Source organism: Streptomyces sp. NPDC046900 (assembly GCF_040644975.1).
GTDB lineage: Bacteria > Actinomycetota > Actinomycetes > Streptomycetales > Streptomycetaceae > Streptomyces.
Map to the genome: position 1 here is coordinate 120,240 of NZ_JBEYXD010000002.1, position 12,703 is coordinate 132,942.

Here is a 12,703-nt window from a genome sequence, read left to right on the forward strand (position 1 = left end):
GGCCCCCGGTCGTTCCGTCAGGCGCTCCGGCGCACGCCCTGCGACACCGCGAAGCGCCCGGCCGCCCAGAACAGTCCGAGCGTCGCGAGCGCCATGGCGGCCACCAGAGTGGCGCCGCCCACCACCTTCTCGTAGTTCCTCTGGTAGAGGCCGTCGATGATGTACCGGCCGAGGCCGCCGAGGCCCAGGTACGCGGCGATGGTCGCCGTCGAGACGATCTGGATGGCGGCCGAGCGCAGACCGCTGAGGATCAGCGGGAGCGCGACCGGGAGTTCCACCTGGAACAGGATGCGCGACTCCTGCATGCCCATACCGCGGGCCGCGTCCACCGGGGACGGGTCGACGGAGCGGACGGCCTCGTAGGTGGTGACCAGGATCGGCGGGACAGCGAGGACGACCAGCGGGATCATCACGGGCAGCAGACTGAACCCGAGCAGGATGACCATCAGCACCAGCAGGCCGAAACTGGGCAGGGCCCGGGCGGCGGTGGCGATCAGAGCGAGGGCGTTGCCGCCGCGCCCGAAGTGGCCGGTGACCAGCCCGACCGGCAGCCCGATCGCGGCGGCGACGACGAGCGCCTCCAGGGAGTACTGGAGGTGCTCCCACAGGCGCGTGGGGATGCCGTCGTAACCGTGCCAGTGGGCGCTGTCGTTGAAGAAGGCACTGACGAAATTGAGTATGTTCACCGGGCGGCGTCCTCCAGGACGGGCACGGCCGCATCGGGCCGGGCCGCGGCGGCCTTGGGTTTCGGGCGGCGCGCGCCGCTCGGCATCCAGGGGGTCAGCAGAACGCGGACGAGGACCAGCACGGCATCGGCGAGGATGGCCAGGACCGCCGTGGTGAGCACGGAGTTCCAGGCGAGTTCGGGCCGGTGGTAGATGTTCGCGTCGTTGAGCAGGTTTCCGAGCGCGCCCTGGTTGCCGATCAGCATGCCGACGCTGACCAGGCTGATGCTGGACACGGTGGCCACCCGCAACCCGGCGATGATGGCGGGCACGGCGATCGGCAACTGGACCTGGAGGTAACGGCGTACGGGTCCGAAGCCCATCGCGGTGGCCGCGGCGAGCGTCTCCTGCGGTACGGAGCGGACGCCGTCCACGATCGCGGGGACGAGCACGACCAGGCTGTAGACGGCGAGCGGGATCATCACCGTGGTCTCGGTCTGGCCGGTGTAGTCGATGAGGACGACGAAGAAGGCCAGCGAGGGGATGGCGTACAGCACGGTCGTCACCCACAGCACCGGCGGGTACAGCCAGCGGAACCGCACACAGAGCTGACCGACGGGCAGCGCGACCAGCAGACCCACCAGGACCGGGAGCAGGGACTCCCTCAAGTGCAGGCCGATCAGGCCGAGATAGCTGCTCTGCAGGTCGCTCGGGATGTCGAAGAACCTGTTCATCCGGCGACCTTCTCGTCCGGGTGCTCCTCGGCATGGGCGCTGCGGATGGCGTCGCCGACGGTCTGCTGCGACACGACCCCGACCACCCGGCCGTCGCCGTCCACGGCGACGGACCAGCCGGTGGGCGACAGCACCGCGCCGTCGAGCGCCGCGCGCAGCGAGTCCTTGCCGTACACGAACGGCCGTCCGTACGGCAGTAGTCGCTCCGGTGCGATGTCCCCGGCGACGAGGTCCCCGGCCTCGCTCCAGCCGAGCGGCTTGCCGTCGAGGTCCGTGACGAGCAGGTACGGCACGTCGGACGCGGCGCGGGAGGCGATCTGCTCGGCGGTGGAGTCGACGGCGACGATCGCCGTCTTCTTCAGCTCAAGGCCCTCGGTGGTGAAGAACGACAGCCGCCGGATGCCGCGGTCCGTGCCGAGGAAGTCCTCCACGAACGCGTCGGCCGGGGACGACAGAAGCTCCGCCGGCGGCGCGAACTGGGCGAGTCTGCCACCGGTCCGCATGACGGCGACCATGGTGCCGAGCCGGATGGCCTCGTCGATGTCATGGGTGACGAAGACGATGGTCTTGCCCAGCTCCTCCTGGATACGGAGCAGTTCCTCCTGCAGGCCCTTGCGCACGATCGGGTCGACGGCGGAGAACGGCTCGTCCATCAGGAGCACCGGCGGGTCCGCGGCGAGTGCGCGCGCCACACCGACGCGCTGTTGCTGCCCGCCGGAGAGCTGGTACGGGTACCGCTTGGCCAGCGAGGCGTCGAGTCCGACCCGGTCCATCAACTCCCGGGCCCTGGCCCGGGCCCGGTCCTTGCTCCAGCCGAGCAGCCGGGGCACGGTCGCGATGTTGTCGACGATCGTGCGGTGCTGGAAGAGCCCGGCGTTCTGGATGACGTACCCCATCGACCGGCGCAGCGAGTTCACGGGCTGCTTGCTGATGTCGACGCCGTCGAGCGTGATCGTGCCCTCGGTCGGCTCGATCATCCGGTTGATCATGCGGAGGGTCGTCGTCTTGCCGCAGCCCGAGGGGCCGACGAAGACGGTGATCGAGCGGTCCGGTATCTCCAGTGACAACCGGTCGACCGCCACCGTGCCGTCCGGGTACCGCTTGGTGACTGAATCTATCCGTATCAAAGCGCCGAATACCCTTCGGTGTGGCAGGAGCGGCCTGATCCCGGCCGGTGTCGCAAGGGCCGTTGCGGGGAGAGTGTAGACGGCGCATGTTGCGGCTCCATGGCGGGTGACCTGCCGGTCGGACCACGGCGGTGCGCCCGGCATGCGAAATCGGGGCGGAGATGGCCAGGTCGCTGCCCCATATGGCCGCCCTTTCTTATGGGGTCCCCACATATGCCGTCCCATACCTCCTTTGCCTAACGTGTCGCCGCACCGAGGAGCGTCGGGCACACGTCGGCAAGGGGGACAGGACATGCGGTACAAACAAGGCCGTGCGGGCCGGTGGCGGCTGCTGCTCGCCCTCCTGATGGCGGTGGTGGCCGGACTTCCGGCCACCGGCGGCACCGCGTACGCCGCCGAGCCGCCTCCGTATCTCACTCTCGAGGCCACCTATGGAGCCGGTGTCGTCACCAACGGCTGGGAGCGCGTGGAGCGTTACCTCGACACCACCACCGGATTCCGTACCGAGGGCTACCCGCCGGACGGCCGCGGTGACCAGGACGGCAAGCGGGTGACCTACTTCGGTGGCGTCTCGCGCCCGTACTCCGGCCGCTTCCTGCTCTACTCGGCCCCCGGCTGGAACACCGGAACCAGCACCACGCCGGTCCTGCTCGTCCATGGCGCGAACGACACCGCGGACCGCGCCTGGGCCAATCCGGGTGAGGCGGGCGGCTACGGCTGCGGCGCCCTGTCCTGCCCGTCCACCGGGCTGATGCAGTATCTGTCGGGGCGTGGCCACCGCGTCTTCGCCGTCGGCTTCGCGCACAAGCAGGGTGACAACCTGATGCAGGCGCAGATCGTCGGCGACGCGATCGCGGTCATCAAGGCGAAGCTGGGCGTCACCAAGGTCGACCTCGTCGGCTGGAGCAAGGGCGAGATGTCGGCCCGCGCGTATGTGTCGTCCCTGAAGCCGAGTTGGGGACGGGCCTACGCCGGTGACGTCCGCAGGCTGATCACCGTCGGCGGGCCCAACGGCGGCTACGACTATCCGTACGCCCACGGCTGGGCGCACGACTTCTCCATCTGGCCCGAGTGCGGAGGCACGGTCAACGCCCCCTCCCCGCACTCGTACATGACGTGCTACGGCCAGTACACCTCGCACCCCGAGTTCTCCATGACGCCGGCCGGCGGCTACGACGACTATCCCGGTCAGCGCCAGATGCTGGCGCGCTGGGACGGGGTGTTCGGGGTCGACGGCTCCGCGCAGGACTGGTACACGACGTACTACGGCGGCCAGGGCTTCTACACAGCGGGCAGTGGCATCCAGGCCGCCATCAACGCCGGCTCACTGATCACGCCCCTGCACAACGCCGGAGTACCCGCCTCCGTCACCACCTATCTGCTGGCGGGCGGTTCCGCGGACGTCGTCGGCATCTTCAACGAGAACCGCGGGCCCAGCGACGGTGTCGTCTTCATCGCGAGCGCGCTCGACACCACCGGTATCCCCACGGTCGGCGGCACGGCCACCGTGGTCGGCGCCAACCACCTCGAGCTGGGCTGGAACAGCTCGGCCGCCGCCCAGATCGCCACCTGGCTCTCCTGAAGGACCGCCCATGAGCACCAGCAGCATCCGCACCCGACGAGTTCCCACCGACCGGCTCACCGTCGGGGTCACCGACATCCGGGACGAGGGCGAACCGGTCGTCTTCGTCCACGGAAACGTCTCCTCCGCCACCTTCTGGCGCACCACCCTGCCTCTGCTTCCGGAGCGGTACCGCCCCCTCGCACCGGACCTGCGGGGGTTCGGCGACACCGACCCGCTGCCCATCGACGCGACGCGCGGCCTGCGCGACCACGCCGACGACCTCGCCGCGCTGCTGGCGGCCCTGGGGCTCGACCGGGTACACCTGGTGGGCTGGTCGATGGGCGGGGGCGTCGTCCTGCAGTACCTGTGCGACCGTCCGGCCGCGGTGCGCTCGGTGACCCTGGTCAACCCGGTCTCCCCGTACGGCTTCGGCGGTACCCAGGGGGTGGACGGAACCCTCAACTCCGAGGACGGGGCGGGCTCGGGCGGCGGCACGGCCAACCCCGAGTTCGTCACGCGGCTCGCGAAGGGCGACCGCGGTGAGGACTCCCCGCTCTCCCCCCGGTCCGTCCTGGCGAACTGCTACGTCAAGCCGCCCCTGCGCCCCGAGCACGAGGACGAGTACGTCGAGTCCATGCTCACCACCCGCACAGGGGACGACCACTACCCGGGCGACAGCGTGGCGTCCTCCGCCTGGCCGGGCGTCGCACCCGGTACCCGCGGGGTCCTCAACTGCCTCTCACCGCTGGTCTTCCGTGTCGACGAGCTGCATCTGCTCGACCCGAAGCCGCCGGTGCTGTGGATACGCGGCGAGGACGACGTGATCGTCTCGGACACCTCGCTGTTCGACCTGGCGCACCTGGGCTCGATCGGCGCGGTGCCGGGCTGGGACGGGACGCCCGCCCAGCCGATGGTGGCGCAGACCCGCCACGTCCTGGACCGCTACGCGTCGGCCGGCGGCACGGTACGCGAGGTCGCCGTCCCGGGCGCCGGGCACGCGGTGCACCTGGAACGCCCCGAGGAGTTCGGTGCGGCTCTGCTGGAGGTCCTGTCGGCCTGACGGTGTGCGCGACCGAGCAGGCCTCTTCGCGGGGCGGCGCGGCGTCCTTCCCGGACGCCCGCCGCCCCGCCCTTCGGCCGGTCAGCCCTCGCTCGGCGCCAGACGCAGCGAGATCGAGTTGATGCAGTACCGCTGGTCCGTCGGGGTCGGATAGCCCTCGCCCTCGAAGACGTGCCCGAGGTGCGAGCCGCAGCGGGCGCAGCGCACCTCCGTGCGGACCATTCCGTGGGAGCGGTCCTCGATCAGTTCCACGGCGTCGCTGTCCTTCGGGTCGAAGAAGGACGGCCAGCCGCAGTGGGACTCGAACTTGGTGTCCGAGGTGAACAGCTCGGCGCCGCAGGCGCGACAGGAGTAGACGCCCTGGGTCTTGGTGTCGGTGTACTCACCGGTGAAGGCGGGCTCCGTGCCCGCCTGGCGCAGAACGGCGTACTCCGCCGGGGTCAGCTCCGCGCGCCACTGCTCGTCCGGCTTGTCGATGTCGTACGACATGAAGGCCAACCCCTTTACTTCTGTGCGAGACAGTCCAGAATCCGGGGGCCGAGGTCCGTGACGTCCCCGGCGCCCATGGTAAGAACGAGATCTCCGGGCTCCGTCATTCCCGCCACGACCGCGGGGACATCGGCCTTGTCGTGGACGGCCTGGACGTCCGCGCCCGCCGCCCGGGCCGCCTCGATGATCAGCTCGCTCGTCACGCCCGGGATCGGGTCCTCGCGGGCCGGGTAGATGTCGAGGACGACCGAGGAGTCGGCCAGGCCGAGCGCCTCGCCCATCTCCTTGCCCAGCTCCTGGGTGCGGGAGAAGAGGTGGGGCTGGAAGACCACCAGGATGCGGGAGTCACCGGCCGCGGCCCGCATCGCCTCCAGGTCCGCCGTCATCTCCGTCGGGTGGTGCGCATAGGAGTCGATGACCTGGACGCCGGCCTCCTCGCCCTTGAGCTGGAGGCGGCGCTTCACGCCCGTATAGGCCGCCACAGCCGGGGCCAGCTCCGCCGCCGGGACGCCCAGCGCCGCGCCCGCCGCCAGCGCCGCCACCGCGTTGTGCGCGTAGTGACGGCCGGGGACGGAGACGGTGAAGGTCAGCTCCGTGCCGTCCAGCACCACCGTCACCTCGCTCTTGAGGCCCTGCGGGACGACGGAGAGGATGCGCACATCGGCGTCCCGCGACTCGCCGTACGTCACCGTCCGCACCGAGCCCCCCAGCCGCCGCGTCAGCTCGCGCGCGCCCTCGTGGTCCGCCGAGACCACGAGCGTGCCGTCGGACACGATCCGGCCCGCGAACGCCTCGAAGGAGTCGTAGATCTCCTCCATGGAGGCGTAGTTGGCGTGGTGGTCGAGTTCGACGTTGAGGACGATCGCCACCTCGGGCGCGTACTTGTGGAAGCTGCGGTCGCTCTCGTCGGCCTCGGCGACGAAGATCTCGCCCTCGCCGTGCAGGGCGTTGGAGCCGGGTGCGTCGAGATCGCCGCCGATCGCGTACGACGGAGCGAGGCCCAGCTCGGTCAGGGAGACCGCCAGCATCGACGTCGTGGTCGTCTTGCCGTGGGTGCCGGCGACCGCGATCGGACGCAGACCGTCCATCAGCCGGGCCAGCGCGTCCGAGCGGTGGACCACGGGGATGCCCAGCTCCGCCGCCCGGGCCAGCTCGGGGTTGTCCGCCCGGATGGCGGAGGAGACGACGACGCAGCTGGCGTCGTCGGCGAGGTGCTCGGCCGCGTGACCGATGTGCACGGTCACGCCCAGCGCGCGCAGCGCCTCGGCGGTCGGGGAGTCCTTGGCGTCACTGCCCGCCACCTTGGCGCCACGCTGCGCGAGGATCTTCGCGATGCCCGACATTCCGGCGCCGCCGATGCCGATGAAGTGCGGTCGGTCCATGGCGGTGGGGAGGCCGGGTGCCATGCGTGTCTCCTGGATGCTGGTACGGCGTGCGTTCAGCGCCCCAGCCTATGCGGTATCGCGCGCGCCCAGGGACACCGACCGGTCACTGGCTCTTGCTGTGCGAGAACAGCTTGAGCACCGGCACACCAACCTTGTGCCGGGCTCTCGAGGCCCAGTCGCGGTGGAAGAACTCCTCCACGTAGTGGGGGTCGGTCAGCACGATGACCTCATCCGCGCCGACCTCGTCGACGAGCTTCTTGAGCGCGTCGAGCGGGTGGTCCTCGATGAGCCTGCCCTCGGCCTCGCTGCCCGCCCCGTGCAGCGCGGACAGGGAGACCTCCAGGGCCTGCTGACCCAGCGCCACGGCGTCCTTGCCCTCCGGGGTCTCCCGCTCGTGCGCCGCCTCGTCCAGCTCGCCGAGGGCGATGTCGTCGATGGCGCGCAGCAGACGGTCGGCCTGGTCGCCGCGGGGCTGCAACAGGACGTGGAAGGACACCGCTTCGTCACCGTGCAAAGTGGTGACGAACTCCACGTCCGCCGATGTGAGGGCCTTCTCGATCATCAGTACGCTCGTGAACACGACGGGCGCCCCTTCTTTTCCGAGTCCGTCGAGGACCCCCGAGGGGCCTCTCCTCCGTGGGCCTCCAAGGCCCTGCGGAAACCATCCTGCCCCGTGATCGCACAGAGACCGCCTGATTTAGTGCGCCCATCCGGGGTCGCACGGAACAGGTGATTCCACAAAATCCGGCTCAAGGCACAGGAACACGCACAGCCCCGTGGCTCAGCTCCGGTGGTAGCGGCTGAACAGGAATCCCTCTTCCTCCAGCAGCGACACGAGCGTAAACCGCCTGGGTACGGCCACCGACGGCCCCCCGGCGATCCGCTGCGCGTCACCCGCAGTGAGCATGGGGGACACCGTCAGGCACAGCTCGTCCAGCACGCCTGCCGCGACCAGCTGGCCCAGCAGCCGCGGCCCGCCCTCGGTGAGCAGCCGGGTCAGGCCGAGATCCGCGAGGGCGCGTACGGCGCGGGCCGGGTCCACGCCCATGCCGTCCCCGGCGGTCACCACCCGGGCGCCCGCCTTCTCGGCGGCGGCCACCCGGTCCGGCGCCGCCGCGGCCCCGGTCAGCACCAGTGTGGGCACCAGCGGCGAGGTGAAGAGCGGCCATGAGAAGTCCAGCTCGAGACTCGCGCTGACGACCGCGATCGCGGGCACGGGCCCCTGCCCGGCCGCCGTGCGCAGCGCTGCGCAGGCCTCTCGCTCGCGGGCCGGACGGTATCCCTCCTGCCGTACCGTCTCAGCCCCCACGATCACGACATCGGCGAGCCCCCGCAGAGTGCCGAAGATCCGCATGTCGGCGGCGCCGGAGATGGGCTGGGAGCGCCCGTCGTGCTGGGCGGCGCCGTCCAGGGTGGAGACCATGTTGGCGCGCAGCCAGGGCTCCCGTCCGCCCGGCCCCGCCTCCGGATACGCGTACGCCGCGGCCAGTTCGTCCAGGCTCCACTCGCGGTCGGTCCGGCCGGCACCGGGGAGCCCGCTTGCTGGACCCGCGCCCGCCGCCTGCCCGTCATCGGGGGCCGTGTCACCCGGCCGGGTCGCTGTCTCGTCGGTCACAGGGAACAGGCGTCGCATGTCGAGCAGTGTGGCACGGCCTTTAGAGTGGTGAACCGTGTCGTCCTCCACCGCCGCCTCAGGGATCGATCCGATAGCCGAGGCGGCCCCGCTGTCGCTCTGTTCCCGCGAGCCGCACGTCCCCGCCGACCGGCTCGTCGCCGAGATGGTGCCGCCGCCGCGCTTCGACTCGGTCCGCTTCGCCACCTACATCCCGGACCCGAACCAGCCGAGCCAGACCGAGGCGGTCCGCGTCCTCGAGGGCTTCGCCGACGGCCTCGGCGGTGCCCACGCCGTCTCCGCCAAGCGCTCGTTCTTCGGCTTCGGCAAGGCGAAGTCCGCCAAGGTCCCGTCGGGCCCCCGCGGTGTCTACCTCGACGGCGGCTACGGCGTCGGCAAGACCCATCTGCTCGCCTCCCTGTGGCACGCGACCCCGGCGGCGCCCTCGCTCAAGGCCTTCGGCACCTTCGTGGAGCTGACCAACCTGGTCGGCGCGCTCGGCTTCCAGCAGACGGTCCAGACGCTCTCCGGCCACCGCCTTCTCTGCATCGACGAGTTCGAGCTCGACGATCCGGGCGACACAGTCCTCGTCTCCACCCTGCTCGGCAAGCTGGTCGAGGCGGGCGTCGCGCTCGCCGCCACCTCCAACACCCTGCCGGGCAAGCTCGGCGAGGGCCGCTTCGCCGCCGTCGACTTCCTGCGCGAGATCCAGGGCCTGTCCGCCCACTTCCGCACGCTGCGCATCGACGGCGAGGACTACCGCCACCGCGGGCTGCCCGAGGCTCCGGCGCCGTACAGCGACGAGCAGGTGACGAAGGCGGCGTACGCCACCGCGGGCGCCTCGCTCGACGACTTCCCGCACCTGCTGGACCACCTCGCGCGCGTCCACCCCAGCCGGTACGGCGCTCTGGCCGACGGGGTGCACGCCGTGTGCCTGACCGATGTCCGGCCGGTGCCGGACCAGTCGACGGCCCTGCGGCTCGTGGTGCTCGCGGACCGGCTCTACGACCGCGAGGTCCCGGTGCTCGCCTCCGGACTGCCGTTCGACAAGCTGTTCAGCGAGGAGATGCTGAAGGGCGGCTACCGCAAGAAGTACTTCCGTGCGATCTCCCGCCTCACGGCGCTCGCCCGTGACGCGCAGGGTCTCGTGAAGGAGTAACAAGCCCAAACGGTTGTGCGCCGCCGCCGTGGACCCGATGCACAGGGGTCCGCGCGCCCAGTACGACAGGGAGCTGATGGCGCAGGGCGCAGGGCGCAGGGAACGCGATCTGCGGGCTGCTCGGCACCCTGCCGATGACCGCGGTGATCGTCCGCAGCGCGGCCGACGTCCGGGCGGGCGCCAGGACCAAGGCGTCCCGGGTGCTGCAGTTCGCCGACAAGGGAGCGGGCCCGGTCCAGGCTTGGCTGTCGGGCAACGCGACGTCTCTGCGGCTGCCGAAGATCCTCGACGGCCTGGAGGCGGTGCCCCAGGGCCGGCCGGTCGAACTGGACCTGACCGGGCTGCACCCCACCTGAACGACGCCTGCCGTACGGCCCTGGAGAGCTGGGCGGTGCGGCACGGCGCGGCCGGGACGGAACCGGTGCGGATGACATCCCGCCGCTGACCGCAGGGGGCCACCGGGCTCGTCCCCGGCGAGCGTCTGCCGGTGGGCCGGTCGGCCCTCGCTTGGTGGACACCGGCGGAATTATGGTGGCAGTGCAGACACATCGGGCCTCTCGACGAGGAGGTCGTCATGATCCAGGAGCTGGTGGGTGCCTTGGTGGCGGCGGGTGCCGCCGGATTCGTGTTCCTCGCCTCGGCGGCACGGATCGTCAAGCAGTACGAACGCGGGGTGGTCTTCCGCTTCGGACGGGTCCTGGGGTCGCCCCGGTCGCCGGGTCTGACCCTGATCGTTCCGATGGTGGACCGGCTGCACAAGGTCAACATGCAGATCGTGACGCTGCCCATCCCCGCACAGGAGGGCATCACACGGGACAACGTGACCGTGCGCGTGGACGCCGTCGTCTACTTCAAGGTGATGGACGCGACGAACGCGATCATCCAGGTGGAGGACTACCGGTTCGCGGTCTCGCAGATGGCCCAGACGTCGCTGCGCTCGATCATCGGCAAGAGCGATCTGGACGACCTGCTCTCCAACCGCGAGAAGCTCAACCAGGGCCTCGAACTCATGATCGACAGCCCGGCCGTGGGATGGGGCGTGCAGATCGACCGGGTCGAGATCAAGGACGTGTCCCTGCCGGACACGATGAAGCGGTCGATGGCCCGCCAGGCGGAGGCGGACCGTGAGCGCCGGGCGCGCATCATCAACGCGGACGCCGAGCTCCAGGCCTCGAAGAAGCTGGCGGAGGCCGCCGGGGTGATGTCGGACCAGCCCGCCGCGCTCCAGCTGCGGCTGCTGCAGACCGTGGTGGCGGTCGCGGCCGAGAAGAACTCCACACTCGTGCTGCCCTTCCCGGTGGAGCTGCTGAGGTTCCTGGAGCGGGCGGCGCCGCAGGAGGTGACGCCCGGCCATGACGGCGCACGGCCGCCGTCGGCCACGGCCCAGCCCGCCCCGGAAGCCCTGGAGGAGGCTGCGGCAGGCCCGCTGCCGGAAGCCGCGGCACCCGTGCCGGAAGCCGCACCGGAGCCCGCGGCACCCGTGCAGGAAGTCACACCGGAACCCGCGGCACCCGTGCAGGAGCCCGTGCCCGAAACCGCGACGGCGGCGCCCACGCGAGAAGCCGCACCAGGCCCCACCCCCACACCCCCGTCGGAGCTGCGGGCCGACCCCTCACCGGAAGGCACACCGTCGCCTTCCCCGTAGGCGTCGACCGCCTCCGCCGGCTGTGACGACCGCGCCCGAGTGACTCTCTGCGGGCGGCCGGGCGGGTGACTTCGCCCTCTCACCGGCCCGGCACACCCGGAAGATCTGCTTTTCTGATCATTTCGGTGGTTACGTTCGTGCGGTGAACGCTCTCGTACGGAACATCGCCACCCTCGGCGTCCTGGGCGCGGCGCTCGCCGCCTGCACGATCCCCGGTGCGTCGCACCACGCCCCGCGGGCCTCGGCGTCTCCTTCGGCGTTCCCCACGACCACCGTTCCCGGGCCGCCCACACTCGCGCCCGGGCCGCAGGGACTGGCGGCCGTGTTCAAGAGAGCCCCGACGCACGAGAAGGTCGTCGCCCTCACCTTCGACGCCGACATGACCGCGGCCGAGGGGCGCCGCGCGGCGGCGGGCGAGCACTTCGACAACCCCGGTCTGATCGGTGCCCTGCGGGAGCTGCGGGTTCCGGCGACCGTGTTCCTGACCGGCCGCTGGGTCGACCAGTACCCGCGGCAGGCACGGGCGATCGGCCGGGATCCGCTCTTCGAGGTGGGCAGCCACTCCTACAGCCACTACTCCTTCGCCGGCTCCTGCTACGGGCTGCCGATCCTGCCGCCGCAGCGGATGCGCTCGGACGTGGAACGCGGCGTCACGGCGCTCCACAGGGCGGGGGTGCCCCATCCGGTGCCGTACTTCCGCTTCCCCGGCGGCTGCTACGACAACCGGGCCCTGCGCACGATCAGTGCGCTCGGCATGACCGCGGTGCAGTGGGACGTGGTGAGCGGCGACGCGTTCGCGACGGACGCCGACGCGGTCGTACGGCAGGTACTGCGAGGGGTCCGGCCCGGTTCCGTGGTCATCATGCACTGCACCCGCGGCGGGGCGCCGGTGACGGAGAAGGTGGTCCGGGCCGTCGTGCCCGAGCTGCGCAAGAGGGGCTACCGGTTCGCCAAGGTCTCCGAGCTGATCGGAGCGTCCGGCGGACGGCGGCAGGACCCCGGCTCCAGTCCTGCGCCTACCCTGAGGCCATGAGCGATTACTGCGAGACGGAGCCGGCAGCACGGGAGCCCGTGGCGGGCGGGCCGCCGTTCGCCGAGTGTGTGCTGTGCCGGAAGCCGACGGAGTACCCGGAGTCGTACAAGGGACTCACGCTGTGCCCGGTCTGCGAGTGGCAGGAGGCACAGCGCACCGCCTGCTCCGGATGAGCACGGCAGCCCGCCGGCGGCGTACGAGGCCGTCCTCTCCCCCACGATGACCCGATG

At 71.1% G+C, this 12,703-nt stretch carries 13 protein-coding genes and 1 pseudogene; 7 read left to right on the forward strand and 7 right to left on the reverse strand.

Translation table 11 applies throughout. The features are described from left to right. Nucleotides 1–17: 17 nt before the first annotated feature. From ABZ904_RS02705 to ABZ904_RS02715, 3 genes are read right to left on the reverse strand one after another with little or no spacing between them, the layout of a single operon-like run. The gene (locus ABZ904_RS02705; RefSeq protein WP_361820743.1) at nt 18–686 is read right to left on the reverse strand and encodes an ABC transporter permease; all 669 of its coding nucleotides are present in this window, start codon (nt 684–686) and stop codon (nt 18–20) included. Then, nucleotides 683–1,399 (reverse strand): ABC transporter permease subunit, encoded by a 717-nt coding sequence (locus tag ABZ904_RS02710; protein WP_359394343.1) that lies wholly within the window; start codon nt 1,397–1,399, stop codon nt 683–685. The genes ABZ904_RS02705 and ABZ904_RS02710 overlap by 4 nt, the downstream gene beginning before the upstream one ends. Then, nucleotides 1,396–2,526: an ABC transporter ATP-binding protein gene (locus ABZ904_RS02715; protein ID WP_359394340.1), complete on the reverse strand. Its 1,131-nt coding sequence runs from the start codon at nt 2,524–2,526 to the stop codon at nt 1,396–1,398. The genes ABZ904_RS02710 and ABZ904_RS02715 overlap by 4 nt, the downstream gene beginning before the upstream one ends. A 292-nt stretch (nt 2,527–2,818) precedes the next feature. Between ABZ904_RS02715 and ABZ904_RS02720 the strand changes: the two genes are divergently transcribed. Both ABZ904_RS02720 and ABZ904_RS02725 read left to right on the forward strand, forming a co-directional pair. Further along, nucleotides 2,819–4,108, forward strand: a complete 1,290-nt coding sequence (locus tag ABZ904_RS02720) for a lipase (protein ID WP_360989920.1) — start codon at nt 2,819–2,821, stop codon at nt 4,106–4,108. A gap of 10 nt (nt 4,109–4,118) precedes the next feature. Continuing rightward, the gene (locus tag ABZ904_RS02725) at nt 4,119–5,150 is read left to right on the forward strand and encodes an alpha/beta hydrolase (protein ID WP_360989917.1); all 1,032 of its coding nucleotides are present in this window, start codon (nt 4,119–4,121) and stop codon (nt 5,148–5,150) included. 81 nt (nt 5,151–5,231) lie between these two features. On the opposite strand, the gene msrB is transcribed toward ABZ904_RS02725, so the two are convergent. From msrB to ABZ904_RS02745, 4 genes are all read right to left on the reverse strand, one after another. Continuing rightward, complete coding sequence (gene msrB / locus ABZ904_RS02730; RefSeq protein ID WP_360989914.1) at nt 5,232–5,639, reverse strand: peptide-methionine (R)-S-oxide reductase MsrB; 408 nt, start codon at nt 5,637–5,639, stop codon at nt 5,232–5,234. Between the two features lie 14 nt (nt 5,640–5,653). Then, nucleotides 5,654–7,045 (reverse strand): UDP-N-acetylmuramate--L-alanine ligase, encoded by a 1,392-nt coding sequence (gene murC / locus ABZ904_RS02735; RefSeq protein ID WP_360989911.1) that lies wholly within the window; start codon nt 7,043–7,045, stop codon nt 5,654–5,656. A gap of 82 nt (nt 7,046–7,127) precedes the next feature. Then, nucleotides 7,128–7,604 carry an indole-3-glycerol phosphate synthase gene (locus tag ABZ904_RS02740; protein ID WP_359394330.1) on the reverse strand — a complete coding sequence of 159 codons (477 nt, stop codon included), beginning with the start codon at nt 7,602–7,604 and terminating at the stop codon, nt 7,128–7,130. Nucleotides 7,605–7,805: 201 nt separating this feature from the next. Then, the gene (locus ABZ904_RS02745; protein WP_360989908.1) at nt 7,806–8,657 is read right to left on the reverse strand and encodes a pyrimidine reductase family protein; all 852 of its coding nucleotides are present in this window, start codon (nt 8,655–8,657) and stop codon (nt 7,806–7,808) included. Nucleotides 8,658–8,694: 37 nt separating this feature from the next. On the opposite strand from ABZ904_RS02745, the gene zapE reads away from it, so the two are divergent. The 5 genes and pseudogenes from zapE (at nt 8,695) to ABZ904_RS02770 (ending at nt 12,646) form a co-directional block, all read left to right on the forward strand. Further along, nucleotides 8,695–9,795 carry a cell division protein ZapE gene (zapE, locus tag ABZ904_RS02750; protein ID WP_359394326.1) on the forward strand — a complete coding sequence of 367 codons (1,101 nt, stop codon included), beginning with the start codon at nt 8,695–8,697 and terminating at the stop codon, nt 9,793–9,795. Between the two features lie 19 nt (nt 9,796–9,814). Continuing rightward, nucleotides 9,815–10,240, forward strand: a pseudogene (locus ABZ904_RS02755) (SulP family inorganic anion transporter); the annotation flags it as partial. A 129-nt stretch (nt 10,241–10,369) separates the two neighbouring features. Next, the gene (locus ABZ904_RS02760; RefSeq protein WP_359394324.1) at nt 10,370–11,440 is read left to right on the forward strand and encodes a slipin family protein; all 1,071 of its coding nucleotides are present in this window, start codon (nt 10,370–10,372) and stop codon (nt 11,438–11,440) included. Nucleotides 11,441–11,582: 142 nt separating this feature from the next. After that, nucleotides 11,583–12,473, forward strand: coding sequence for a polysaccharide deacetylase family protein (locus ABZ904_RS02765; protein ID WP_359394321.1), 891 nt, complete (start codon nt 11,583–11,585; stop codon nt 12,471–12,473). Then, nucleotides 12,470–12,646 (forward strand): hypothetical protein, encoded by a 177-nt coding sequence (locus tag ABZ904_RS02770; RefSeq protein WP_359394319.1) that lies wholly within the window; start codon nt 12,470–12,472, stop codon nt 12,644–12,646. Before ABZ904_RS02765 ends, ABZ904_RS02770 begins: the two co-directional genes overlap by 4 nt. The last annotated feature ends 57 nt before the right edge of the window (nt 12,647–12,703 follow it).

Coding starts and splice junctions, on each gene's coding strand:
- ABZ904_RS02760 (WP_359394324.1), top strand. CDS start 10,370: ATGATCCAGGAGCTGGTGGGTGCCTTGGTGGCGGCGGGTGCCGCCGGA.
- ABZ904_RS02720 (WP_360989920.1), top strand. CDS start 2,819: ATGCGGTACAAACAAGGCCGTGCGGGCCGGTGGCGGCTGCTGCTCGCC.
- ABZ904_RS02745 (WP_360989908.1), bottom strand. CDS start 8,657: ATGCGACGCCTGTTCCCTGTGACCGACGAGACAGCGACCCGGCCGGGT.
- ABZ904_RS02710 (WP_359394343.1), bottom strand. CDS start 1,399: ATGAACAGGTTCTTCGACATCCCGAGCGACCTGCAGAGCAGCTATCTC.
- msrB (WP_360989914.1), bottom strand. CDS start 5,639: ATGTCGTACGACATCGACAAGCCGGACGAGCAGTGGCGCGCGGAGCTG.
- ABZ904_RS02725 (WP_360989917.1), top strand. CDS start 4,119: ATGAGCACCAGCAGCATCCGCACCCGACGAGTTCCCACCGACCGGCTC.
- murC (WP_360989911.1), bottom strand. CDS start 7,045: ATGGCACCCGGCCTCCCCACCGCCATGGACCGACCGCACTTCATCGGC.
- ABZ904_RS02770 (WP_359394319.1), top strand. CDS start 12,470: ATGAGCGATTACTGCGAGACGGAGCCGGCAGCACGGGAGCCCGTGGCG.